Source organism: Gemmatimonas aurantiaca (assembly GCF_037190085.1).
Classification (GTDB): Bacteria; Gemmatimonadota; Gemmatimonadetes; order Gemmatimonadales; family Gemmatimonadaceae; genus Gemmatimonas; species Gemmatimonas aurantiaca_A.
In genome coordinates this window covers 501336-524334 of sequence record NZ_JBBCJO010000012.1, presented here as the reverse complement: position 1 = coordinate 524334, position 22999 = coordinate 501336, and the positions used below count along the sequence as shown (strand labels likewise).

22 protein-coding genes are annotated in these 22999 nt (G+C 66.6%); 12 read left to right on the top strand and 10 right to left on the bottom strand.

The window, feature by feature from the left end:
- Positions 1–248: 248 nt before the first annotated feature.
- From WG208_RS16830 to dsrP, 5 genes are read left to right on the top strand one after another with little or no spacing between them, the layout of a single operon-like run.
- On the top strand, positions 249–2507 hold the full coding sequence (locus WG208_RS16830; protein WP_337172542.1) for a molybdopterin-dependent oxidoreductase: 2259 nt from the start codon (positions 249–251) through the stop codon (positions 2505–2507).
- Entirely contained in the window at positions 2504–3283 is a 780-nt protein-coding gene (locus WG208_RS16825; RefSeq protein ID WP_337172541.1) for a hypothetical protein, read from the top strand. Before WG208_RS16830 ends, WG208_RS16825 begins: the two co-directional genes overlap by 4 nt.
- Positions 3280–4029, top strand: coding sequence for a hypothetical protein (locus tag WG208_RS16820; protein ID WP_337172540.1), 750 nt, complete (start codon positions 3280–3282; stop codon positions 4027–4029). The genes WG208_RS16825 and WG208_RS16820 overlap by 4 nt, the downstream gene beginning before the upstream one ends.
- Positions 4029–5009 carry a 4Fe-4S dicluster domain-containing protein gene (locus tag WG208_RS16815; protein ID WP_337172539.1) on the top strand — a complete coding sequence of 327 codons (981 nt, stop codon included), beginning with the start codon at positions 4029–4031 and terminating at the stop codon, positions 5007–5009. The genes WG208_RS16820 and WG208_RS16815 overlap by 1 nt, the downstream gene beginning before the upstream one ends.
- A gap of 9 nt (positions 5010–5018) precedes the next feature.
- Entirely contained in the window at positions 5019–6263 is a 1245-nt protein-coding gene (gene dsrP / locus WG208_RS16810; protein ID WP_337172538.1) for a sulfate reduction electron transfer complex DsrMKJOP subunit DsrP, read from the top strand.
- Here dsrP and WG208_RS16805 read toward each other — a convergent pair.
- The 4 genes from WG208_RS16805 to WG208_RS16790 all read right to left on the bottom strand — a co-directional run bounded on the left by WG208_RS16805 (position 6250) and on the right by WG208_RS16790 (position 9168).
- The gene (locus WG208_RS16805; RefSeq protein WP_337172537.1) at positions 6250–6675 is read right to left on the bottom strand and encodes a tetratricopeptide repeat protein; all 426 of its coding nucleotides are present in this window, start codon (positions 6673–6675) and stop codon (positions 6250–6252) included. The two genes, dsrP and WG208_RS16805, sit on opposite strands and share 14 nt — an antisense overlap.
- Positions 6676–7085: 410 nt before the next feature.
- Positions 7086–7814 carry a hypothetical protein gene (locus WG208_RS16800; RefSeq protein WP_337172536.1) on the bottom strand — a complete coding sequence of 243 codons (729 nt, stop codon included), beginning with the start codon at positions 7812–7814 and terminating at the stop codon, positions 7086–7088.
- 16 nt (positions 7815–7830) lie between these two features.
- On the bottom strand, positions 7831–8352 hold the full coding sequence (locus tag WG208_RS16795) for a hypothetical protein (protein WP_337172535.1): 522 nt from the start codon (positions 8350–8352) through the stop codon (positions 7831–7833).
- Between the two features lie 213 nt (positions 8353–8565).
- Positions 8566–9168 (bottom strand): sigma-70 family RNA polymerase sigma factor, encoded by a 603-nt coding sequence (locus tag WG208_RS16790; RefSeq protein ID WP_337172534.1) that lies wholly within the window; start codon positions 9166–9168, stop codon positions 8566–8568.
- Positions 9169–9284: 116 nt separating this feature from the next.
- On the opposite strand from WG208_RS16790, the gene WG208_RS16785 reads away from it, so the two are divergent.
- The 6 genes from WG208_RS16785 (at position 9285) to WG208_RS16760 (ending at position 14541) form a co-directional block, all read left to right on the top strand.
- Complete coding sequence (locus WG208_RS16785; RefSeq protein ID WP_337172533.1) at positions 9285–10052, top strand: ubiquinone/menaquinone biosynthesis methyltransferase; 768 nt, start codon at positions 9285–9287, stop codon at positions 10050–10052.
- Positions 10053–10073: 21 nt separating this feature from the next.
- The gene (locus tag WG208_RS16780) at positions 10074–11579 is read left to right on the top strand and encodes a menaquinone biosynthesis decarboxylase (RefSeq protein ID WP_337172532.1); all 1506 of its coding nucleotides are present in this window, start codon (positions 10074–10076) and stop codon (positions 11577–11579) included.
- Positions 11579–12538, top strand: coding sequence for a UbiA-like polyprenyltransferase (locus WG208_RS16775; RefSeq protein WP_337172531.1), 960 nt, complete (start codon positions 11579–11581; stop codon positions 12536–12538). Before WG208_RS16780 ends, WG208_RS16775 begins: the two co-directional genes overlap by 1 nt.
- On the top strand, positions 12535–13170 hold the full coding sequence (locus WG208_RS16770) for a flavin prenyltransferase UbiX (protein WP_337172530.1): 636 nt from the start codon (positions 12535–12537) through the stop codon (positions 13168–13170). The genes WG208_RS16775 and WG208_RS16770 overlap by 4 nt, the downstream gene beginning before the upstream one ends.
- 205 nt (positions 13171–13375) lie before the next feature.
- On the top strand, positions 13376–14053 hold the full coding sequence (locus WG208_RS16765; protein WP_337172529.1) for a hypothetical protein: 678 nt from the start codon (positions 13376–13378) through the stop codon (positions 14051–14053).
- On the top strand, positions 14050–14541 hold the full coding sequence (locus WG208_RS16760) for a metallophosphoesterase family protein (protein ID WP_337172528.1): 492 nt from the start codon (positions 14050–14052) through the stop codon (positions 14539–14541). The genes WG208_RS16765 and WG208_RS16760 overlap by 4 nt, the downstream gene beginning before the upstream one ends.
- On the opposite strand, the gene WG208_RS16755 is transcribed toward WG208_RS16760, so the two are convergent.
- The 6 genes from WG208_RS16755 to WG208_RS16730 form a co-directional block, all read right to left on the bottom strand.
- Positions 14499–15785, bottom strand: a complete 1287-nt coding sequence (locus WG208_RS16755) for a GIY-YIG nuclease family protein (protein ID WP_337172527.1) — start codon at positions 15783–15785, stop codon at positions 14499–14501. The genes WG208_RS16760 and WG208_RS16755 overlap by 43 nt on opposite strands.
- Positions 15745–16584 carry a bifunctional DNA-formamidopyrimidine glycosylase/DNA-(apurinic or apyrimidinic site) lyase gene (gene mutM / locus WG208_RS16750; RefSeq protein ID WP_337172526.1) on the bottom strand — a complete coding sequence of 280 codons (840 nt, stop codon included), beginning with the start codon at positions 16582–16584 and terminating at the stop codon, positions 15745–15747. Before mutM ends, WG208_RS16755 begins: the two co-directional genes overlap by 41 nt.
- Positions 16577–17857 (bottom strand): phosphoribosylamine--glycine ligase, encoded by a 1281-nt coding sequence (purD, locus tag WG208_RS16745; protein ID WP_337172525.1) that lies wholly within the window; start codon positions 17855–17857, stop codon positions 16577–16579. The genes mutM and purD overlap by 8 nt, the downstream gene beginning before the upstream one ends.
- 158 nt (positions 17858–18015) lie before the next feature.
- Positions 18016–19080, bottom strand: coding sequence for a M48 family metallopeptidase (locus WG208_RS16740; RefSeq protein ID WP_337172524.1), 1065 nt, complete (start codon positions 19078–19080; stop codon positions 18016–18018).
- Positions 19081–19119: 39 nt separating this feature from the next.
- A complete protein-coding gene (locus WG208_RS16735; RefSeq protein ID WP_337172523.1) occupies positions 19120–20289 on the bottom strand; it encodes an aminotransferase class I/II-fold pyridoxal phosphate-dependent enzyme in 1170 nt (389 codons plus the stop codon).
- Between the two features lie 196 nt (positions 20290–20485).
- Positions 20486–21205 (bottom strand): hypothetical protein, encoded by a 720-nt coding sequence (locus WG208_RS16730; RefSeq protein WP_337172522.1) that lies wholly within the window; start codon positions 21203–21205, stop codon positions 20486–20488.
- Positions 21206–21628: 423 nt separating this feature from the next.
- Between WG208_RS16730 and glmM the strand changes: the two genes are divergently transcribed.
- The gene (gene glmM / locus WG208_RS16725; RefSeq protein WP_337172521.1) at positions 21629–22999 is read left to right on the top strand and encodes a phosphoglucosamine mutase; all 1371 of its coding nucleotides are present in this window, start codon (positions 21629–21631) and stop codon (positions 22997–22999) included.

The following is a 22999-nucleotide window of genomic DNA, read 5'->3' as shown; positions in this document are numbered from 1 at the left end:
GTCGACGTCGACGCGCGAAGGGCTCTCGCGCCAAGAAACCATTTCATGTTCCTCCGTAGCAATACGGAGATTCCCCCGAGTCCTGTAGGGTATTCTTCCGGTCGGGAAAACCCGGACATGGCATAGGTTGTTTTACGGAGTCGGGACAGTGCCGGCGCGTTGATCCTTGAACGCGTTCCGGCCGGGTGAGGCGGCATCGCCCGAGCGGTGCAGCGCACAGAAGGCACCCGATCCCATTTCCCACCTGTATGCGACCTACGCGACGTGTCGACCGGAGGACGTTCCTCAAGGGGGCAGCGGCCGTCTCCGCTGGAATGGCGACTCCGTCGCTGATACAGGCATCGGCACAGGCGTCGGCACCAGGTGACGGCACGGTGATCTCGAACTTCGATGCCGCGCCGGCGTGGAAATCGGTGCCGTGCCGGCTGTGCGATGTAGGATGTGGACTGCAGGTGGGTATCGAGAACGGTCGCGCGGTGGCGGTACGCGGTGATCCCACCGACCCCGTGGCGTGCGGGCTGGCCTGCGCGAAGGGGTACTACGCCGCGCAGGCCCTGTACGTGGGCGATCGGCTGCGGCGTGCCATGGTACGGAAGAACGGCACGCTCGTGGAAGTCCCGATCGGTGAAGCGCTCGATGTGGTCGCGCGGACGCTGCGCGAAACGATTGCGGCGCACGGCAAGGACAGCGTCGGGGTGCACGGCGGCAGCCAATGGACCGTCCCCGATGCCCAGGCCGCGCACACCCTGTTCGCCGAGTCCATCGGCACGTCCCGCGTGTCGGGCGGAGCCATGGCGTCATCGGCCGCTGCGCGCGCCGGTTGTCGCACGACGTTCGGGCTGGAGGGCGCCGTCGGCTGCTACGACGACATCGACCACGCCGATACCATCGTCCTGTGGGATGTGAACGCCGCGGAAAGTGACCCCGTGCTGTTCTCGCGCATGCTCGATCGCCGTCGCAAGAATCCGGGTGTGCGGATCGTCGAGGTGGCCACACGGAAGACCCGCACGAGCTACGCGATCGACCGCACCATTCTGCTTGCGCCCCGTTCGATCGATGCGATGGCGCAGGCCGTCGCGCACGAACTGGTGAAGCGCAATCTGACCGATCGCCCATTCATCACGCGCCATGTCGCCTTCGCGCGTGGGCGCACCGGGGTCGGGTACGGGGTATCCAGCGATCGACTCGTGGACGACGACGCCCGGACGGCGTCATGGAACGACTATGTGGCGCAGTTGGCGGATTTCGCGCCCGACACGGTGCCGGCGCGCGTCGGTACCTCGGCCGCCGACATTCGCTGGCTGGCTTCGTTGTACGGTGACCCCGCGCGCAAGGTGCTGTCGCTGTGGGGGGCCGCCGTCAATCAGCAACCGCGCGGCACGTACACCAACAACCTGCTGTACAATCTGCATCTGCTGACGGGGAAGATCGCCTCGCCGGGCAACGGGGCGCTGCCGTTGTCGACGGCGACGGGCGGGGTCCCGGCCACCGAGGGAGCGCGCGGGCCACACATCCTGGAGATGTTTCGCGGCTTCGATCGCGGCGACATCCGCTTTCTGTGGGTGCAGGCCGCGAACCCGCTGGCCAATCTTCCCAATGCCGGACGATACCGGCGCGCCGCGGAACGCCGTGACCGGTTTCTGGTGGTCTCCGATGTGGTGCCCACCACCACCACACGGCTGGCCGATGTCGTGTTGCCGGCGGCGATGTGGTTCGAGCGTGAAGGAATCGATGTCAACATGGAACGTCGGCTCCGGCATTTCGACCTGTTGACCGCCGCACCGGGCGATGCCATGAGCGATGCCTGGCAGATGGTGGAAGTGGCGAGACGGCTGGGGCACGGAAAGGCGTTCCCTGCCGAACGCCGCGGCCATGTGGAACAGTTGTGGAACGCGTATCGCGTGCGCTCCGCCACCGCCCACACCGCGCTGCCGTCGATGGAGGCCGTGCGGTCGCCCGCGGGGGTGACCTGGCCGTACGACCACGAGACGGAAACCCGGTGGCGCTACAATCCGGCGCATGACCGTCGAGCCGATCGCGCACGTGGTGATTTCGATTTTTATGGACATGCCGATGGGCGGGCCCGCATCTGGATTCGCCCCATCGATCCGCTCGTCGAAGTGCCATCTCGCGAGTACCCCTTCTGGCTGTCGACGGGGGAGGTGCTCGAGCATGCGGGGCGCGGCACGCTCACGCAGCGCATTCCGACACTGCATCGCGCGGTGCCCGGCAGCTATGCGGAGTTCAACGTGGAAGACGCGAAACAGCTGGGGCTCCGCGATCAGGATCGCGTGCGTCTCTCCAACGCACGCGGTGCGATCGAATCGAGCGTGCGCATCGACTATCGCTCGCAGCCGCCGCGTGGTGTCGTCTTCGTGCCGTGGTGCGATGAAACGGTGCCCGTGGCGACACTGATGCCCGATGCCTTCTGTCCGGTGTCCGGTCAGCCCGAGCGTACCCTGTGTGTGGTCCGCGTGGAGCGTCTCACCGGAGCGACGGCCCGATGACCACGCGCCCCCGCACGGCACCGGGGCTGTTCCTGGTCTTCTCGGCGATTTTGGGCGGCGGCGTATCGTGCGCGCCGGACGACCATGCGGGGGAGAGGCGCGAGCCGGTCGTCGCGTCGCACGGGCCCTCCACCGTTGCCCCGGACGATCTGGTCGGCGATTCCATTCCAGCCGAAGCCTACGTGTTTCGTACCAGCGAGAACATGCTCGCCATTGGCGATGTCCGTACGCGTCGACGTGAGGCCCATCCGCGCTCACTGAAAACCTATCGTCTGCTGCGCGCCTACCCCGGTGCGCCCCCACGCATTCCGCACGGGCTCACGCCGCAGGAATTCCGGGAGAATGCCTGCCGTGCCTGTCATGAGCGCGGCGGATTCTCCATTCGCTTCAACGCGTATGTGCCCGTGACGCCGCATCCCGAAATGGGGGCGTGTCTCCAGTGTCATGTCGGCGATGCCAGGCTGATGGCGATTCCGCTCCCCAACACGGATCCCAGTTCGCGCTGCCATCAATGCCACAACCCGTCGTCGCCTCGTCCGGGCGACAGAGAGGTGGCGTGGCAGCCGCTGGCGTGGCCCACGGTGCAACAGGTGATGCCCGGCCAACTCCCGCCACCCATCCCGCACGATTCACCGATGCGGGTGAACTGTCTCGCGTGCCACTCCGGTCCGTCCAGCATCGCCGAGATCCGGACGTCCCACCCGGAGCGAGCCAACTGCCGCCAGTGCCACGTGCAGGGAACAGCGGTACCCGATGGCGGGAGCACGGCCCCATGACCCGGACCTGGATATCGCGGGCCTGTGCCTGGTCGTTGCTCGCGCTCGTGGCCTGCAGCGGACAGCGCGAATCGGAAGATGGCGAACGGGTACGCGAACGCCGTGCCGGACTGCCCGTACTGCCCACCGATTCCGCCCAGCGCGCCGCCGATGCGGCACTGCGGTCGCCGTGGTCCACGCGGCAGCCCGGGGAACTGTCCACGGTCACCGCCGAGCCGGTGGTTGGATGGAGTGGCCCGGGCGGGCAGCCCTTCGAAGTCACTCTCAGAACGCACGTGCGTTCGACCGATCTCTATCGACGTTTCGGCACGATCACCATGCACAACGCGTTGCGCGATCGCTCTCCGGATCTCCATCAGTACCCGTGCACCTCCTGTCACTACGGGCGGACCGTACGCATGGAGGATCAGCGCATCGCCGATGCGCATCAGAACATCCGGGTGGAGCATCCCCAACAGACGGGCGCACTGTGTTCGACCTGCCACTCACCGGACAATGTCGAGTCGCTCGCGCTCAAGAGCGGTGAGCGCGCATCACTCGATCACGCCTATCGACTCTGCGCGCAATGCCACTTTCGCCAAGCGGAATCGTGGGCCGGTGGCGCACACGGCAAGCGACTGGATGGCTGGCAGGGGCGTCGTGTCGTCATGGGGTGCGCCGACTGCCACAACCCGCATCATCCGCAAACAGACCCCCGCATCCCGTTTCGCGCTCCACGGATCGAGCGCACCGAGGCTTCGCACTGATGAGCCAGAAACCAGCGGCAGAGCGCGACATCCCGGAAAACGAAAGCCTCCTGCGAAAGCGTCTGGATCGCCGTCGCGCGCTGGGCATTCTGTTGGGCGGCGCGGCCGTCGGCGTGCAGGCCGCGACGGCGTGCGCGCCCGCACCGGTATCGACGACGAGCGTCGAAAGTCAGGAACTGAAGCGCATCGCGTGGCGTGAGTACATCAAGAAGAACTATCGCTTCATGTCCGAAACCGAGCGGGCCGAGACCATCGCGCGCCTCGAACGCAAAGCGAAGCTCACGCGCCGGGTCGATGTGAAGATCCAGTCCACGGAGGCGCAGCCCGGCGTGGAGTTCGGCTATGCGTTCAACATTTCGAAGTGTCAGGGGTTTCGCAGTTGTGTCGAAGCCTGCATCAACGAGAACAACCTGGATCGCAAGGCCGACACGCAGTACATCCGCATCTTCGAGATGGAGGGCGGCAACGTCGATTTCGAAGCCGGTGATGCGACCTTCCAGCATGCGGTGCCGGCCGAGGGGCACTTCTATCTCGGCACGCAGTGCTTCCAATGCGCGGATCCGCCGTGCGTGAAAGTGTGCCCGGTGGGCGCCACGTGGCAGGAGCCCGACGGCATCACCGTCATCGACTACGACTGGTGTATCGGGTGCCGCTACTGCATGGCCGCCTGTCCGTATTGGGCGCGTCGCTTCAACTGGAGTGCCCCCGACGTTCCGGCGGAGGAACTCAATCCGAATCAGCACTACCTCGGCAACCGCGCTCGCAAGACGGGGGTGGTGGAGAAGTGCACGTTCTGCATCCATCGCACCCGGCAGGGTCGGCTGCCTGCCTGCGCGGAAGCCTGTCCGACCGGCGCGCGGGTCTTCGGGAATCTGCTGGATCCCGATTCGGAGATACGCTGGGTGCTCGAGAACAAGCGGGTGTTCCGCCTGAAGGAAGATCTCAAGACCGAGCCGCGCTTCTGGTACTTCACCGACTGACCGACTGACATGCTGATCCACATCAGGCACTTCATCAAGGATGCCTTTCATTCGGCCATCATCAGTGGTGGGCGCCGGTATCACATCTGGATGGGATCGCTGGTGTGCGTCATGGCGGCCGGTGCGGTGGCGTACGCGTTGCAGCTCCGAGACGGCCTCGGCGTGACCGGCATGACCGACCATGTGAGTTGGGGACTCTACATCTCCAACTTCACGTTCCTCGTCGGACTGGCCGCGGCCGCCATGATGCTCGTGCTCCCGGCCTACATCCTGCACGATGTCGACTTCGGGCGGGCGGTCCTGATGGCGGAGGCGGTGGCCGTCGCGGCGCTGCTCATGTGCCTGGCGTTCGTCGTGGTGGACATCGGCAACCCCTTCGGAAGCTGGCACCTCGTTCCGCTGATCGGCCATCTCAACTGGCCACGCTCATTGCTGGCCTGGGACGTGGTGGTGCTGAACGGCTACCTCGCCCTCAACCTGTGTATCCCGTTCTACATCATCTACATGAAGTACACGGGACGTGCGCCGGAGAAGAAGAAGTATCTGCCGTGGATGTACATCGCCGTGATGTGGGCCGTCAGCATCCATCTGGTCACGGCATTCCTGCTGGCGGGGCTGCCGGCGCGCCCCTTCTGGAACGATGCGTTGCTCGGTCCGCGATTCCTGGCCTCGGCGTTCACCGCCGGCCCGGCGTTCGTGATCGTCCTGCTGTGGATCATCAAGACGCACACGCGCTATCCCATTGCCGATGGCGCCTTTGCGAAACTGGCGCTCATCACCACCGTGACCGCCCAGATCAACCTGGTGATGCTGGGATCGGAACTGTTCTACAAGTTCTACTCACCCACCCATCACGGCGTGAACGCACAGTATCTGTTCTTCGGTCTCCATGGTCACGCCAAGCTCGTGCCGTGGATCTGGACCGCCATCGCGATGAATGTCATCGCCACGGTCACGCTGATGGTGCATCCGCTGCGCAGCAACCCCCGTTCACTGATGGCCGCCTGCATCCTGCTGTTCGTGGCGATCTGGATCGAAAAGGGGATGGGACTGGTCGTGCCGGGCTTCCTCCCCTCTCCGCTCGGAGAACTGGTCGAATACACGCCCAGCCTCATCGAGATCACGGTGTGCGCCGGCATCTGGGCGCTGGGGATGTTCGTGCTGACCATGCTGGTCCGCATCGCGCTGCCCATCGAGCTGGGCGAAGTGCGAAGTCCCGCCGTCGAGCGCCCGCACGTGCCTATTGCGGCTTGATGACGGGATGCGAGGGGATGACGCCGGCATGCGGACTGGCCGTTGCGGCAGGGTCCGCGTGTCCGACCGCGTTCTCACCCGAGAGCTGACGGATCATGCGCGTGGCACTGTCGGCGAGTGACGACCGGCCTGTTTTCTGCGCCACCATCAGCACGCCGTAATACGGCGACGCCGACGCGGGGTCGAGGGTGCTCGCCTTCGAGTAGTGCGTGAGCGCTGCGTCATATCTGCCGGCGCGGAACTCGGTGTTGCCGCTGTCCAGCACAGCGAGCATGGGCGCTTGGTGCGCCGCAATCTGGGCCTCGGCGTCCGCCTGCTGCTGTGCCTGGTCCAGCGGGGTTTTGGGTGCGTCCTGGGCGGGCGTGCAGGCGGCCGACAACGCAGCTGCCGCGACGAGGAATGGAGTACGCATGGATTCGACGAGTGCGGATACGGGAGCCGAGGACATCGGCGGTGTGCTCAACCTATTGTCGTGGAGGCATGCGGGGCGTCGGAGTGGAACGGCGCTGAGGCCGGGGAAAACCTGACGGATGGGGGCCCGGGTGAATGACTGGGGGTTCGGGGGTCGGGTTCACGGGTGTTGAGGGGCACCGCCGGGTCGTGGGTTCCGGGTGAGGAGTAGCGCGTCGCGATTTCCAGCGGTTTCGCGGGCTGCGGTGTGAGAATCCGCTGCTGGGAGCCGGTGCGTCCCGGGTTGTGAGTTCAGGGTTTGGGGATGAACAACCGGGTTAAGCGACACGGGTCCCGGGTCACATGACCCGGAACCCGGCTGTTTCACCCCAAACCTCCAACCCACATAAAACCGAAAACCGACGCGAAGCCCTACAGCTCCGCCCCGTTCCCCGTCCCCTGCGCGTTGTCCACCGGCCGCCGGGCCGCCACGACCCCCTGCACGGGCGTCGGCGTCTGCCAGCTCACGGGCACCTGGATTTCGTTGGTGGTGGTCGTGGACGCCGGGGCCCAGCGGGCGCTCCAGCGGGCGCCGCCGAAACGGCCGAATTGCACGCTCAGACGCGAGACGCCGATGCGTGACTTCACCACCGCGCCCATACCCACAGTGGCTACGGCCCACGTGAACGCCACGGCCACGAGACGGGCCAGTGCACCCGCCACCGGAAGGCTGGCGGCCAGCGCCGCGCCCACCCAGATGAGGCTGAGCGCCAGCATGCCCACCGTGAGCCCGCGCACCGCGGCGCTGCGTTCGGAGCCCTGACCACTGCCGGCCAGCGCCCGACCGATCACCAGTGCCACGGCTAGCAGCCCCAGTGTGATCGCACCGGCCAGCGCGAGCCCCCACGCCAGCACCGCGATCGGGATGGCCAGGAGACCGATGATGGTGATCGCACAGGCCACGATCAGCACGACCAGCGCCGGCACCGCCAGCAGCTGGGTGAGCACGCCGGCCCAGAAGCTGCCCGACACATCCCGCGCCGCCGTCTTGGCCACGGCCACGAGGGCCTCCTCGGCGGTCATGAGCACGACCAGACCGATGATCATGCCGATGCCAAAAACACCGGCGATGGCGACGAGACTGGAGGTGATGGCCGTCATCGGACTGACACCCCGTTCAGCGGGCGGTCCGGGTCGTGGACGCCAGTGCGCGGATGCCCACCACACCCATCCCCGCCGCCGCCACGAAGCCGCCAGCGGCCAGCGCCATCACTTCGGGTGAACTGCCGCGCAGGGCGTCGAGACCGGGCTGGCCGAGTACCGTGCTGATCACATCGGAACCGGCCGCCACGACCTGTTCACGGAACCGCTCGAGACCGAGCTGCGTGAGCACCACCGCCATGTCGGCGCGGGCCACCGCCCAGGTGGCGCCCGCCGTGGCGAGACCGGCCGTGACCGCCGCGCCGAACCCGGCGGCAATACGCGCCGGACGGGTGGCCGGCACCAGCTGCCCCACCGTGCGGGTGGCCGCGGCATGCCACGGCTCGAACACCTGCACCTGGCTCATCACCCGGTCGGAGAAACCGGCCGAGGGGACAAAATCGGGAAGGGCATCGAGCGCGACCATCAGCTCCCGTGCCTGTTCGAGCTCGGTCTGGCATGACGAACACGAACGGACGTGAGCCCGAAGGGGCGCCACGCCGAATCCTTCCTCGCCATCGAGGAGGAGCTCTATTTCGTCGGGTCTGAGGTGTCTGTCTGGCATCGTGGCCTCCATGACCGGATTACGGGGACGGCTGGCGGCAGGTTTCAAGAGGGTACGCGGAGTGTGGTTGCGGCGCTGGCGTTCGGCGCGGATCCGACCCGGAAGCCTCCGGATCGCCATCCGGCGTCACGCCCATGGCCCCATCCATCACTCCCGCAGCGGTTCGAGGGCCCGGCGCAACTCGTGCCGGGCGCGGTGGATGTAGGTCTTCACGGTGCCGAGCGGCAGGTCGAGCGTCGTCGCGATTTCTTCGTACGATCGGCCTTCCACATGACGCAACATGATGCAGGCGCGATACTCGGGGCGCAGCCCGCCGATGGCCCGTTCGATGGCCGATCCCAGCTCACGGGCCTCGATCTCTTCGAGCGCGTTTTCCTGGTCGGCTTCGAGCTCCAGCGACGTCGCCTCGACCTCCGAGGCCGTGGCCGCATGCGGGCTGCCATCCATGCTGATCGTCTCGACGCGCCGGCGCCGGAGATGATCGATGGCCACGTTGTTGGCGATCTTGAACAGCCAGCTCGAGAACTTGAATTCGGGGCTGTAGCGGTCGATGTGATTCAGGACCTTGATGAAGGCATCCTGGGCCAGATCCTCCGCCGTCTCCCGATCGCGCACCATGCGATAGACGAGCGAAAATACGGGCCGCTCGTAGCGGCGCACGAGCTCGCGGAAGGCGAGCTCACGCCCCTGCTGGGCGAGGCGGACCACGTCGGCATCAGGAAGTGTTCCCAGCTCGTCGAGAATCGGCATGCGCAGGGGCAAAACTAGTCCCACGCGGCCCACGCGACCAGCGGTCGGCCACGACAATGTCGTCGACGGTGTGATTCACCGCTTGCTCGCACTCGGCCGTGATTGGATGTTTCGAGATGCCTGGGACACACTCCGTCACGACCGCTGCCGCGCCGTCAGCTGCTTCCGTAGCCGCTTCCGCCGCGCAGGGCGAGGGAAAGCGGGACTACGTGCAGCAGATGTTTTCCGACATCGCGCCGCGGTATGACCTGCTCAATCACGTCCTCTCACTGAACATCGATCGACGCTGGCGTCGACGGGCACTGGCCCGACTGGGGTGGACGGCGCATCCCACCGGCACCTTTCTCGATCTCTGCGCCGGCACGCTCGACGTGGGCGCCATGCTCACCCGACAGACCGGCTTCGAGGGCCGGGTGATCGGTGCCGATTTTGCGGTGCCCATGCTGCGACAGGGCATCGGCAAGGCACCGGCCGACAGGCTCGCCCCGGTGGGCGCGGATGCGTTGCAGCTTCCGTTCACCGATGCCGCCTTCGACGGGGCCGTCGTGGCTTTTGGCATCCGCAATGTGGCCGATCTCGACGCCTGCCTGCGCGAGGTGCGCCGGGTCCTCAAGCCGGGCGCCCGGTTCGTCATTCTCGAATTCTCCACGCCGCGACTGGCCATCGTGCGCGCCGGTTATCTCTTCTACTTCCACCGCATCCTGCCGCTCATCGGTCGTCTCGTGAGTGGACATGGCTCGGCCTACACCTATCTGCCGCTGTCGGTGGCGCAATTCCCCACTGAGACCGCGCTGGCCGATCGCATGCGCGCCGCCGGGTATCAGACCGTCGATTGGGAACGTCTCAGCTTCGGCATCGCGGCCATCCACGTCGGTACCGCCTGAACGGATATCCAGCCCCGCGTCATGTCTCTCGATACTCTCGCGCAGTTCCTCGACGCCATCGATCGGGCCGGCGAACTCCATCGCATCACCACACCGGCCCGGGTGCATCTCGAGATCACCGAGATCACCGATCGGGTCTCGAAGATGCCGGGCGGTGGCAAGGCCTTGCTCTTCGAACGGCCCATCCTGCGGGATGGCACACCCTCGGCGTATCCGGTGGCCATCAATCTCTTCGGCTCGATGCGTCGCATGGCAATCGCGCTGGGGGTCGAGTCGCTCGACGAGATCGGGGCACGCATCACGCAGCTCATGGATCTCAAGGTGCCCGATGGATTGCTGGGCAAGCTGTCCTTGTTGCCGCGTCTGATGGAGGTGTCGAAGTTCCCGCCGCGGGTGAAGGGCGGCGCGCCGTCGTGTCAGCAGATCGTCTGGCAGGGCGACGACATCGATCTCGACAAACTGCCGGTGCTGCACTGCTGGCCCGAGGATGGTGGACCGTTCCTCACGATGACGGCGGTGGTGAGCAAGGATCCCGCACGGGGCATCCGCAACGTGGGCATGTATCGCGTGCAGCAACTCGGCAAACGTCATGTGGCCATGCACTGGCAGCGGCACAAGACCGGTGCGGAGCATATGCGGCAGATGGCCGAGCGCGGTGAGAAGATGCCCGTGTGCATCGTGATCGGATCCGATCCGGCCAGCATGTATGCGGCGAGTGCACCGCTGCCGCCCAACATCGACGAGTTCCTGTTCGCCGGCTTTTTGCGCAAGGATCCGGTGCGGCTCACCAAAGCCGTCACCAACGATCTCGAAGTACCGGCCGACGCGGAGATCGTCATCGAAGGCTACATCGATCCCGCCGAGGAACTCGTCGTGGAAGGCCCGTTCGGCGACCACACGGGATTCTACTCCGAGGCCGATCTGTATCCACGCGTGCACGTCACCGCGGTGACGATGCGGAAGGAGGCCGTGTACGCCACCACGATCGTGGGGCGTCCGCCGATGGAGGACTTCTATCTCGGACACGCCACCGAGCGCATCTTCCTGCCGTTGCTCAAGCTCACCACGCCGGAAATCGTGGACTATCACATGCCGGCCGAGGGCGGATTCCACAACCTCGTGTTCGTGAGCATCGACAAGAAATATCCCGGCCATGCCGACAAGGTGATGCACGCCTTGTGGGGGCAGGGACTCATGTCGCTGGCCAAGGTGCTCGTGGTGGTGGACAAGGAGGTGAACGTGCGCAATCCGGTGGAGGCGTGGTGGGTGGCGCTCAACAACATGGATCCACAGCGTGACGTGCGATTCACCATGGGGCCCGTGGACGTGCTCGATCATGCGAGCCGGGCGTTCACCTACGGCAGCAAGATGGGCATCGATGCCACGCGCAAATGGCCCGAAGAGGGCTTCACGCGGGCCTGGCCCAAGGTGATCGGGATGGACGACGCCACGAAGCGCGCAGTCGATGCGAAGTGGGCGAGTCTGGGACTCGGCCCGTTGGTGCCGGGTCTCTCCGGAGGACGATGATGGGCACGGCACCGGGAATCATTCCACCACCGGGCGCGCGCGACGGCCAGCTCATGCAGGGGCAGTCGCTGCCGGTGCGGCTCGTCAACTTCGTGAAGTTGCCGCACACGGTGTTTGCGATGCCGTTCTCGCTGGTGGGAGTGCTGTTCGCAAGCGCCGTGGCGCCCGTCACGCCGGCCATCGTGTGGTGGGTGATCGTGGCGTTCACCAGCGCGCGATTCGCCGCCATGGCCTTCAATCGCCTCGTCGATCGTGATGTGGATGCGCTCAATCCGCGCACGGCCATGCGGGAGTTGCCGGCGGGGACGCTCACGCTCACGCAGGCCCGGGTGAGCATCGTGGTGACCAGTGCGCTGTTCCTCTATGCGGCGTGGCGACTCAATCCGCTGTGTTTTGCGCTGTCACCCGTGGCGTTGCTCTGGGTGCTGGGATACAGCTACACCAAACGGTTCACGCGCTGGTCGCATCTGTGGCTGGGGCTGGGATTGTCGATCGCTCCGGTGGGCGGCTATCTCGCGGTGACCGGACAGTGGAGCGACCCGTGGTGGTTGCTCTGCGTGCTGGCGCTTGCCGTGGTGTGCTGGAGCGGCGGGTTCGACATGATCTATGCGCTGCAGGACGCGGAGTTCGACGCGCGGTATGGGCTGCACAGTGTGCCGAGCACGTTCGGCGTGGTGAAGGCCATCCGCATTGCGCGCACGTTGCATGTGCTGGCCGTGGCCTGCTTTGCGGGGGTCATGGCGGCGCATCCCCTGGGGCTGACGCCCTCCTTCGTGACTGCGGTGCTGTGGGTGGCGGTGGTCGGCGTGGCGGCGATGCTGCTGTGGGAACACCGGTTGGTGAAGGCGCACGATCTCAGCCGCGTGGACGCCGCATTCTTCACGATGAACGGCATGATCTCGATGGGATTCCTGACGGTGGTGTTCGCCGCGCGTCTGCTGCTCGGAGTGCGTCGATGACGGCCGGGATCGAACGCTGGATGCCGCGTGACCCCGTGGCGCTGGCCATCACCGGCGCGTCGGGGGCGCCGTATGCGGTGCGCCTGCTGCAGGCACTGGTGATGTTGCGCATACCGACGTGGCTGATCGTGTCGGGGCACGGCTGGCGGTTGCTGCAGACGGAGAGCGATATCGCCAACCTGTCCGCGCTGCGAGCGCATGCCGAGGTGGGCGGAGTGGCGGGCAGCTTCGATGAAGTGGTCCGGGTGTTCGACGACACCGATCGTGGTGCGGCGCCGGCCAGCGGTTCGGCGCGTTCGAGTGGCATGGTGGTGTGTCCGTGTTCCATGGGCACCGTGAGTGCGATCGCGCATGGCACGTCGCGGTCCCTGGTGGAGCGGGCGGCCGATGTCGCGCTCAAGGAACGCCGCAAGCTGATCCTCGTGCCGCGCGAAACGCCGCTGTCGCTCATCCATCTCGAGAATCTCACCGCGGTGACCCGGGCCGGTGCCGTCGTGATTCCGGCGGCGCCCGGCTTCTATCATCGCCCCACGGATATTGCCGATCTGGTGGACTTCATCGTGGCGCGGATCCTCGACCAGTTGGGCATCGAACACACGATCGGACGGCGTTGGGGCGAAGAGCCGGGGTAAACGGGAGGGCTGCCGCTTCTCCCGGCATCAAACGGCAGGCGTCCTGCTGATATCCGCAGTTCATCCTGCCGATATCGCACCCGCAGGGTGCCCTTCACACGCCAGGCCCGCTCCGATCTCCCGGTGACGTGGCCGCCCATGGACGCGTCCTTCCCCCGATGTGACGGCTCTGTGATGCGACGTAGCGTCCCCCCGGGAGTGTCCAATGCTCGATCTCGCCCTGTTCGAGAAATCGGTTCGCCGTGAACGCCAGCGACGTTTCCGGAGCGCGCTCTGGCTGGGCGCGCTGGTGTCCGGCGCACTCGTCGCGCCGTCGATCGTGATCGTGGCGCTGAACGGCGTGGAGGGACGCACCCGCCTGCTCCTGGCCATGGTCCTCGCTCCGCTGGGCACCGGCGTGCTGTTTGCCGCGCTGACGTCGGTCACGAGACTGGGGGGATCGGTGCTGCAGCAATTCCTGCATCCTTCAGGCGGAGCATCCGCGCTCGCGCCTGCGCCGGTGTCCCAGGCCGAGGCGCTGGCCGCGCAGGGCCGACTGGACGACGCCATCGACATCTTCGAATCCATCCGGGTCACGCATGGCGAGTCGGCCGTCTCGCTGCGATCGGAGGCCGAACTGATGACCGTGGGTGGCCATCACGACCGGGCGCGCGAACTCCTCCAGCGTCTGCGACAGGCCGGAGACGCCACCCGGCGCGACGAGTTGTATGCGACCCACCGGTTGATCGATCTCTACCTCGGACCGTTGGGCGATGAAGGGCGCGGCATGGTGGAACTTCGGCGGCTGGCAGACAGATTTCCGGGGACACCGGATGCGGAGGGCGCGCTCGCTGAATTGCAGCGACGTCGTGCCCTGCGCACCGCCATCCCCGAACGCGGATGACCCAGCACGCCACGATCATCGGACTGATCTCCGACACGCACGGACTCGTACGCCCCGAGGTCTTCGAAGCCCTCCAGGGTGTCTCCCAGATTCTGCACGCCGGCGACGTCGGGCCGGCCGACGTGCTCACCGAACTGGCCACCATCGCGCCGGTACGTGCAGTGTGGGGCAACACCGACGCGCCCGGCCGGCCGGATCTCGTGGAGCGCATCGAAGACGTCATCGACGGCGTGCGCATCGTCGTGACGCATGGACACGAACTCGGTGCGCCCACCCCCCCGAAGCTCGTCAGCGCCTATCCCTCAGCGGACGTGATCGTGTATGGCCACACGCATCAGCAACTCGTGACCAAGGCCGCGCGGCGTCTCGTGGTGAATCCCGGCGCGGCAGGACCGCGCCGCTTCAAGCTGCAGCCCTGCGTGGCCAGACTGTACATCCATCGCGGTCAGGCGGACGTGGAACTCATTCCGCTGCCCGGCAACGAGTAGGGCGTCGAGTCGTGTGCCGAGCGATGCGTCGAGTAGTGTGCGGCCAACTGCTGCAGCGCCTCGATCACCGTATCGGCCACGAGCGCCTGCTCGCGCTGCCGTCCCCGTAACCACGATTCCACCAGCAGCAATTCATCCAGACGGTCGACCATGGCGCCGGTGGGCGTCTGCAGGGGGCGCGTCTCGAGGGTCTGCAGGGCGTTCACCGATTCCGGATCGTCGCAGCGCGCTTCGGCCACCACACACCCGTGCCGGATGAGATACAATCGATCGTCTCCCAGCCGTCCAGGCACGGCATAGACACAGCTGGGACGCGACAGCGCCTCCCGCACCCGCGCGAGTTGTGCGTCGAGTTCCTGCAGGGCGGTGAGACGATCCCGGAGCCAGCCCGCACGTTCGTACGACAGCGCCGCACTGGCCGCGGCCATCTCCCGCACGAGATGCTGTTGTGGCGAATCGTCGCGTCCTTCGAGCACCGCCTTCGCGCGCGACAACTGCGTGTGATACTCGTAGGCCCCCGTGGCGCCCACACACGGGCCCAGGCACCGGCGCGTTTCGTAGCGATGACACCCCGGCGTGCGTTGCATGGCCGGATGATGGGCGTCGAACAACTCCACCACGTCCCGCAGATGCATGCGGATTCGATCGGAACAATCGCGGAGTCCGAGCGCATCGTTGAGCACCCGCAGTGCGTCCACGAGCGGACGACGTGAGGCGAACGGCCCGATGACCTGCGCCACGTCGCGCGAGCGGGCCGCGGCGCTGGCGCGCTGCACGCGCAGACGCGGCGCGATGCCTTTCGCGATCGTGATGACCCACCATTTGTCGAGCGGACGCGCCGAACGCACGTTGTAGCGGGGCAGGTGTGCGCGGATGAGACGCACCTCGCGCAGCAGGGCACCGAATTCACTGGGCTGCGGTTCCCATTCGATGCGCGCGGTCTCGCGCAGCAGACGCGCATGCCGGTGCTCGGGCCACGGCAGCCGGAAATACGACAGCAGCCGGGTGCGGACCTGCGTGCTCTTGCCTACGTAGAGGACGTCGCCATGCGGACCGCGCATGAGATACACGCCGGGCTCGTTGCGAGCCGACGCGCGGACCTGCTCGCGCAGTCGCTCGACGTGGAGTGCCGGGTCGAATGCCGGAGTGTCGACGGCAAGATCGAGCTGCTCCGCCTGCGGCGCGGGCGCGCCCGGGAACCGGTCAGAACTGGCAGCCCGGGCAGAAGACCGTGCTGCGGCCATCGACGGCGTGGGTGACCACGAGCCGTCGCCCGCAGCGAGCGCAGGGTTCACCGCCGCGTCCGTACGCGGCCAGTTGCTCGACAAAGCTGCCACGCTCACCTCGCGCATCGCGATAGTCCCGGAAGCTGGTGCCGCGCGCCGCGATGCTGGCGGTCAACACCTCGCGCAGCTCCTGCAGCAGCCGCGTCGTCTCGGGCTCCTGCAGGGTGCGTGCTTCGCGGGATGGATCGATACCGGCGCGCCACAAGGCCTCGTTCGCGTAGATGTTGCCAACGCCGGCCAGTCGTCGCTGATCCATCAAAGTTACCTTGATGGACTGGCGCGATGCCCGAAGAAGACCCGAAAATGTGGCGATGTCCAACGCCGGGTCAAGAGGCTCGGGGCCCAATCCCGCAGAATACGCCTGAAAACGGGCCGGTGACATCAATGCCACGGTGCCCAGACGACGGACGTCGCGATAGTGGACACGCCGGTCGTCGGCGAGATGCAGGGTCACACAGACATAGGCCAGCTCTTCTGCGGGCAACGACCCGTCGTCCACCACGAGGCCGCCGGTGAAACGTGGCTGCACCGCCACGTACCAGGATATCGGCGCAGGCGTTTCGAGATCGAGCACGACGAGCTTGGCCCGCCGCCACACCCTGGTGATGTGCGCTCCACGTAACGCCGCCGGCAGCGCCTCCGCCGATGTCTCCCGCAGCACATCGGGGCGATGAACGGTCACGTCGCGCACCGCCGTTCCCACGATCATCGCATGCAGATCGCGCGCGATGGTCTCCGTTTCCGGAAGTTCAGGCAAGCCGCGCCGCTTCCCGCCAACCGATATCGGAGCGGAAGATCGCGCCGTCGAATTCGATGCGCGCCGCCGCTTCACGGCTGGCCTGCTGCGCGGCGCGGAACGTGTCGGCCAGCGCGGTCACCGCGAACACCCGTCCGCCACTCGTGCGCAGCACACCCGATGCATCGCGGCTCGTGCCGGCATGGAACACTCGTACCTGGTCCCCAAAATCGGGTAGCGTGATGGCCATGCCTTTCCGTGGCGCATCAGGATACCCGCTCGACGCGACCACCGTGGTCACACTCGCACCCGGTCGCCAGGTGAAGGCCGGCATGTTGCCGATGCGTGCCCCGCGCGCCACCGCCAGCATGGGATCGAGCAGGCTGCTCGTGAGCATCGGCAGGATGGCCTGCGTTTCCGGATCGCCGAAGCGGCAGTTGAACTCCACCACCCTGGGGCCGTCGGGCGTCAGCATGAGTCCGGCGTACAGCAGCCCCGTGAACGGCGTGCCGCGCTTGCGTAGCGCGTGCAGCGTGGGCAGCAGAACACGTTCGGTGACATCGTCCACCAGTGACGGTGTGGAGAACGACACCGGTGTATAGGCGCCCATGCCGCCGGTGTTCGGGCCCTCGTCACCATCGAGCAGACGCTTGTGATCCTGCGCGCCGATCATCGGCAGTACATCGTAGCCATCGGTCACCGCAAAGAGCGACAGCTCCTCGCCGGTCATGAACGACTCCACCAGACACTCGCTGCCCGCATCACCGAACGCCCGGTCGTCGAGAATGCGATCGATGGCATCGAACGCCTCGGCTTCACTCTGGCAGACGATGACCCCCTTGCCCGCGGCCAACCCGCTGGCCTTGATGACCACCGGCGCACCGAAACGGGCACGCACGGCGTCCTTCGCCGCCGCGGCATCCCGATGGGTTTCCGCGTGCGCCGTGGGAATGCCGGCCGCCATCATCAGCGCCTTGGTGTCGGCCTTGGACGTCTCGACGGTGGCGGCGCCCATGGTGGGGCCGAACGCCGGGACCCCGCGCTGCTGCAGGTAATCCACGACCCCGGCCTCCAGCGGCGCCTCCGGCCCGACGACCACGAGGTCCACCTGCTCCTGTTCGGCGATCGCCGCCACCGCTTTGGGATCGTTCGGATCGATGGCCACGAGCCGACCGAGTTCCGCGATCCCGGGATTGCCGGGCGCGGTGAGCAATTCGATGGCGGTGTTTTCGCGCAGAAGCGTATCGGCGAGCGCATGTTCGCGGCCGCCGGAACCGAGGAGCAGGATCTTCACTGCGGTCGTGGGTTTTGGGTTTGGGGGGTTCTGGGGTGAACGGCCGGGTACCGGGTGGACGGTCGTGCGTCATGGGAACCCCACCACGCGTGACCCGCGACCCGTCACCCGGCTTTTCACCCCCGAACTCTAAACCCCAAACCCACAACCGGCCTACACTAACTCGCCGAGGGCCCAGCCGGCGGCGGTGGCGGCGGCGCATCGGACGGCCCACCGTCCCCCGCAGCCGCCGAAGTGGCCGTTGCGGCGGCCCGGAACGCATCCCGGAACGCGTCCGCCGCGCGATTGATCACGTCGCCCACGGTTTCGGCGGCGGCTTTGGCCTTGTCGGCGTAGTAGTCCCGGGCGTCCTTGATGTCCTCGCGCAATGGGCGTTCGGCTTCCGAGCCGCGGCGGATGTACTCGCCACTCACGATCGCGGCGTAGGCCCCCGACTGCTCCCACCGGCGCAGCTCACCCGCGCGCACAGTGTGGAAGGGGTGTTCACGCAGCGCCGTGTTGAGCGCCTTGAGCACACTGTCCCACGCGGTGCCGCCCAGCTCGTAATCGGCCGCCTGCGCCAGGTAGGCATCGAGATCGATGGTGTCCCCGTCGGCCCGGCCACCGGCCAGCTTGAGGAACGTCATCAGACTGGTGCGCGGGTCCTGCGTGCCCAGCATGCCCGCCCGGTCGGCCGAGAGCTCCGACTTGCGGTACCACTCGAGCAGGGCGAGCTGGAAGGGCAGCAACGCGATCGATGCCAGCAGCGGCAGCGCGCTCATGCCGAAGAAGAGCACGATGAGCGCGATGGTGCGATAGGTCGTACGTCCGGTCATGATGTGCCCGAGCTGTTGCGCGAGCACGAAGCGTTGTTCGGCGGGGTCGAGCAACTCCAGCGTGCCGGAGCTGATCACGATGAACGGCTGATCGAACCCCACGGCGCCCGCATTGGCGATGGGCGTCTGCGCCACGTACAACTGCGGCGCCGGCTGGCCCGCGTTGGGCCAGTCGAGCGCGGCCAGCACCTCCTGATACAGCGCATGGAGGCGTGGCCGTTGCGTGGGGCCGACCAGGACGGCATCGCCGAGGAAGAGATTCCGGACGCCGCGTTCACCAAAAACATTGGCGATCTTGCGGACGACTTCGTCAAAACCAGGAAGGGCGCGCAGGGTCTGCAGCGCCGCGCGGTCGGCGGGATGTTCCCAGGTGACCGACGAGATCTGCGTGAGTGGGGTAGTGGGCATGGAAACACTACGTGCCGTGGTGGGTTGTGGGTTTCGAACTCACAACCCCTCGAGCGCCCCCTCCAGATCCCCGATCAGGTCCTCCGCGTCCTCGATGCCGCAGGACAGGCGAACCATGCCGTCGGTGAGCCCCATGGCCTGCTTCACGTCGGCCGGCACGGACCCATGCGTCATCGAGAACGGATGATTCGTGAGGCTCTCCACGCCGCCCAGCGATTCGGCCAGCGAGAACACCCGCACGCGCTCGAGGAAACGGCGGGCGTTGTCGATCGAACCGAGCTCGAGCGTCATCATGCCGCCAAATCCCGACATCTGCTGCTTCGCCAGTTCGTGATGCGGATGGTGCGCGAGTCCGGGGTAGATCACCCGCTCCGGTCCGATGCGCTGTTCGAGAAACGCCGCGATCGCCCGGCCGTTGGCATCGTGCTGCTTCATGCGGAGCGGCAGGGTCTTCGTCCCACGCAGGGCGAGCCAGGCATCGAATGGCCCCGGCACGGCCCCGGCCGCATTGAGAATGAACTGGAGACGGTCCGCTAGCTCGTCCTCAAGTACCACCGCCAGCCCGCCGATCATATCGGAGTGGCCGTTGATGTATTTCGTGGTCGAATGCCAGACGATGTCGGCGCCGAGTTCCAGCGGACGCTGAAAGACCGGCGTCGCGAAGGTGTTGTCCACGATCAACAAGGCCTCGTGCCGCCTGGCGATGTCGCTCATGGCACGAAGATCGGTGAGCCGCATCAGCGGATTGGTGGGCGTCTCCACGAGGAGCGCCCGCGTGGCCGGCGTCATGACATCGGCCACCCGCTGGGGATCACTGGTGTCCACGTACGAGAAGGACAGTCCCAGATGCCGCAGGATGCGATCGAACAGCCGGAACGTGCCGCCGTACACGTTCTCCGCGCACACGATGTGATCACCGGCGCGGAACAGTTTCATGATCGAGTCGAGGCAGCCCATGCCGCTGCTGAAGGCAAAGCCGTGACGGCCGCCTTCCAGCGTCGCCACGTTGCGCTCGAGCGCCTGCCGCGTGGGGTTCTTGCCCCGCGCGTACTCGTACCCCTTGTTGACGCCGATGCTCTCCTGCACGTAGGTGGACGTGAGGTACAGCGGGGTCATGATGGCGCCCGACACTTCGTCGGGACGCTGGCCGGCATGAATGGCGCGTGTGGCGAGGCCACCCGCGAGATCTTCGTCGTAAATGCGCGTCATGGGCTCCAGATCGTTCGGGGAGGTGTGCCGCGGGAAGCTAGCCGCCGGACGGGCAGGGGTCGAGCAGCACATCCGACGACTCGCCCGACCGTCTCGTCGATCGGACGTCCGGCACAGCCCGGTCCTCGCGATCCCCGGCCTGCCGCCTGATCCGTTGGGTCTGATCGGTCGGTTCTGACCAGTCGGTTCTGATCCGTCAGTGAACGAGGCGTGTCGGCGCGAACTGATCGATCGGCGCGCGGTCCTCGGTGGGCGTCACGAATACCTCACCGCCGTACAACAGCGGTGCGACCACACCGGCGACGAACAGATCGACATCGGCGGTGGGCATGACGGTCATCGTGCGATCGACCGGCGTGAGGCCCGCGGTGGCGCCGAATGCGCGTGCGTCGCGGAGGAGGTCGCGATGCGTGAGGATCCGCTCGCCGATCAACAGGCACTCCTCGTCACGCCCCTCAGCGTCGCGCTGCCCCTCCAGCGGCAACCCGAAGTGCGAACCCAGGTCGACGACGATCCGGCGATCCCCCGCGTGCACGACCGCGTGCGCAGGCGCGTCGTCGAGCAGCACCAGGGGGATGTCGGCGCCCAATGCCAGGCGACACGTCGCCGTGAACGTCTCCATCGTGAACACGGCGCCCACGCCGTAGGCCGCACTGCGGCTGCCGAGCTCGTCCGGTGAGACATGGGGATCGCACCAGAAGAGACCACGCCCGTCGGACGCGGCCAGGGCGCACAGGAACGCGGGGTCGGCCGGCAACACCGCCGCTGCCCGTTTCCCTGCCAGCGCGCGCACCAGCGGGGCACAACGCTGCAGGAGCGTGAAACCCGCGGCCACGGCACGACTGGCGTCGATCCGATTCAGACGACCGCCTCCGGCAGCGAGGGCCAGCGGCAACAGGGCAAGGGGATCCGACATACCGGACGATAGACGGGAACCCCCGGAAAGTGGGAGGCGGGGAACCACTCGAAGTCGGTGATGGCGAGGTGCCCGGGGACCTCCGGAAAGTGGGAAGCGGTGCCACGACTGTAACCCGGATCACTGCCAAGCGTCCTAATTCTGAGTAGAAAGTGATGCGTCCGACGTGGGTGCGCAGAGATCGACCGCGATCGATGCTCCATCTTCACGTCAACGGCTGAGTCGGCTGCGGTGATGATTACGGCGACGGTGCCTCTTGGTGCCCGCACTGTGACGCGCCTAGCTTGCACGATTGCCGGTTCGGACGTGATCTCCACGGAATCTGCAGGTGATCGCGCGTCTCCACGTGGCTTCACAGTGGTTCACGGGGGCTTCGCGTGTGCCGCGGAACTGAAACGGGCTGACAAAGAGCTGAGGAGCCTCATGGCGTTTGATGGGTTGATGGTCAGTGTGTCGGGGGTGCGGGGCCGCGTCGGTGACGCGCTCACGCCGGAGGTGGTCGCGACGTTTGCCGCAGCATTCGGGGCCTGGGCCTCGCGCACGGGCAATCGCCGCGTGGTCGTGGGACGCGACAGTCGCGTATCGGGCCCGATGTTCACGCGCATCGTGCATGGTGCGCTCGAATCGGTGGGATGCACGGTCATCGATATCGGCATGGTCCCGACGCCCACCATTCAGCTGGCCGTCGAACATCATCATGCCGCCGGCGGTCTTGGCATCACGGCCAGCCACAATCCGATCGAATGGAACGCGCTCAAGTTCATCGGGCCGTCCGGACTGTTTCTGTCGGCTGCCGAAGGCGCCGAGATGCGGTCGTTGCTCGACAGCGGCATCCCCCGCGCCACATGGGACAAGCTCGGCGAGATCGTCCGTGACGATGAAGCCGTTCATCGGCACATCGCGCAGGTGCTCGCGTTGCCGTGGCTCGATGCCGAGGGCATCCGCGCGCGACGTTTCCGCGTGGCGCTCGATTGTTGTCATGGCGCGGGCAGTGTGATCATGCCGGCGCTGCTCACCGAGCTGGGATGCGAGGTGTACGCGATCAACATGGAGGCCGATGGTCGCTTCCATCGTCCGCCCGAACCGGTGGCCGAGAACCTCGGCGAACTCGAAGCGCTGGTGCGCAGTACGAAGGCCGACATCGGGTTCGCCACCGATCCCGATGTCGATCGCCTCGCGCTCGTGCTGGACGATGGCAAGGCGCCCGGAGAGGACTACACGCTGGCGTTCGCGGCGCGTACGGTGTTGCGGCATCGTCCCGGTCCGGTGGTGACCAATCTCTCCACCAGCAAGGTCGTGTCCGATGTCGCGCACGAACTCGGCGTGCCGTTCCATTTTGCCAGTGTGGGTGAAGTGAACGTGGCCATCGCCATGCGTGATGCCGGCGCGACCATCGGCGGGGAAGGGAACGGCGGAGTCATCCTCCCCGAGCTGCATCTCGGACGCGATGCACCGGTGGGTGCGGCGCTCATGTTGCAGCTCATGCTCGAGGAAGGCCGTCCGTTGTCGCAACTTGTGGCCGATCGCGCACGCTACGTGATCGTGAAGGACAAGCTCGATCGCCCCGATGCATCGCTCGACGCGGTGTATGCCGCATTGCGGGCGGCGTTCGCCGACGCCTCGGCGGACACGCAGGACGGTCTGCGGCTCGACTGGTCCGATCGGTGGGTGCATCTGCGCCCCTCGGGGACCGAGCCGATCGTGCGCGTCATCGCCGAAGCCCCCACCGACGCCGAAGCGCGTCAACTCATTTTGCAGGCCCGCGAGCCGCTCGACGCGCTCGTTTCCCTCTGA

Coding starts and splice junctions, on each gene's coding strand:
- WG208_RS16790 (WP_337172534.1), bottom strand. CDS start 9,168: ATGCCGATTCTCGACGAGCTGGGAACACTTCCTGATGCCGACGTGGTC.
- WG208_RS16760 (WP_337172528.1), top strand. CDS start 14,050: ATGACCCAGCACGCCACGATCATCGGACTGATCTCCGACACGCACGGA.
- WG208_RS16815 (WP_337172539.1), top strand. CDS start 4,029: ATGAGCCAGAAACCAGCGGCAGAGCGCGACATCCCGGAAAACGAAAGC.
- WG208_RS16785 (WP_337172533.1), top strand. CDS start 9,285: ATGCCTGGGACACACTCCGTCACGACCGCTGCCGCGCCGTCAGCTGCT.
- WG208_RS16820 (WP_337172540.1), top strand. CDS start 3,280: ATGACCCGGACCTGGATATCGCGGGCCTGTGCCTGGTCGTTGCTCGCG.
- WG208_RS16800 (WP_337172536.1), bottom strand. CDS start 7,814: ATGACGGCCATCACCTCCAGTCTCGTCGCCATCGCCGGTGTTTTTGGC.
- WG208_RS16770 (WP_337172530.1), top strand. CDS start 12,535: ATGACGGCCGGGATCGAACGCTGGATGCCGCGTGACCCCGTGGCGCTG.
- WG208_RS16765 (WP_337172529.1), top strand. CDS start 13,376: ATGCTCGATCTCGCCCTGTTCGAGAAATCGGTTCGCCGTGAACGCCAG.
- WG208_RS16735 (WP_337172523.1), bottom strand. CDS start 20,289: ATGACGCGCATTTACGACGAAGATCTCGCGGGTGGCCTCGCCACACGC.
- WG208_RS16730 (WP_337172522.1), bottom strand. CDS start 21,205: ATGTCGGATCCCCTTGCCCTGTTGCCGCTGGCCCTCGCTGCCGGAGGC.
- WG208_RS16825 (WP_337172541.1), top strand. CDS start 2,504: ATGACCACGCGCCCCCGCACGGCACCGGGGCTGTTCCTGGTCTTCTCG.
- WG208_RS16805 (WP_337172537.1), bottom strand. CDS start 6,675: ATGCGTACTCCATTCCTCGTCGCGGCAGCTGCGTTGTCGGCCGCCTGC.
- WG208_RS16740 (WP_337172524.1), bottom strand. CDS start 19,080: ATGCCCACTACCCCACTCACGCAGATCTCGTCGGTCACCTGGGAACAT.
- glmM (WP_337172521.1), top strand. CDS start 21,629: ATGGCGTTTGATGGGTTGATGGTCAGTGTGTCGGGGGTGCGGGGCCGC.
- WG208_RS16830 (WP_337172542.1), top strand. CDS start 249: ATGCGACCTACGCGACGTGTCGACCGGAGGACGTTCCTCAAGGGGGCA.
- dsrP (WP_337172538.1), top strand. CDS start 5,019: ATGCTGATCCACATCAGGCACTTCATCAAGGATGCCTTTCATTCGGCC.
- WG208_RS16755 (WP_337172527.1), bottom strand. CDS start 15,785: ATGGCCGCAGCACGGTCTTCTGCCCGGGCTGCCAGTTCTGACCGGTTC.
- WG208_RS16775 (WP_337172531.1), top strand. CDS start 11,579: ATGGGCACGGCACCGGGAATCATTCCACCACCGGGCGCGCGCGACGGC.
- WG208_RS16780 (WP_337172532.1), top strand. CDS start 10,074: ATGTCTCTCGATACTCTCGCGCAGTTCCTCGACGCCATCGATCGGGCC.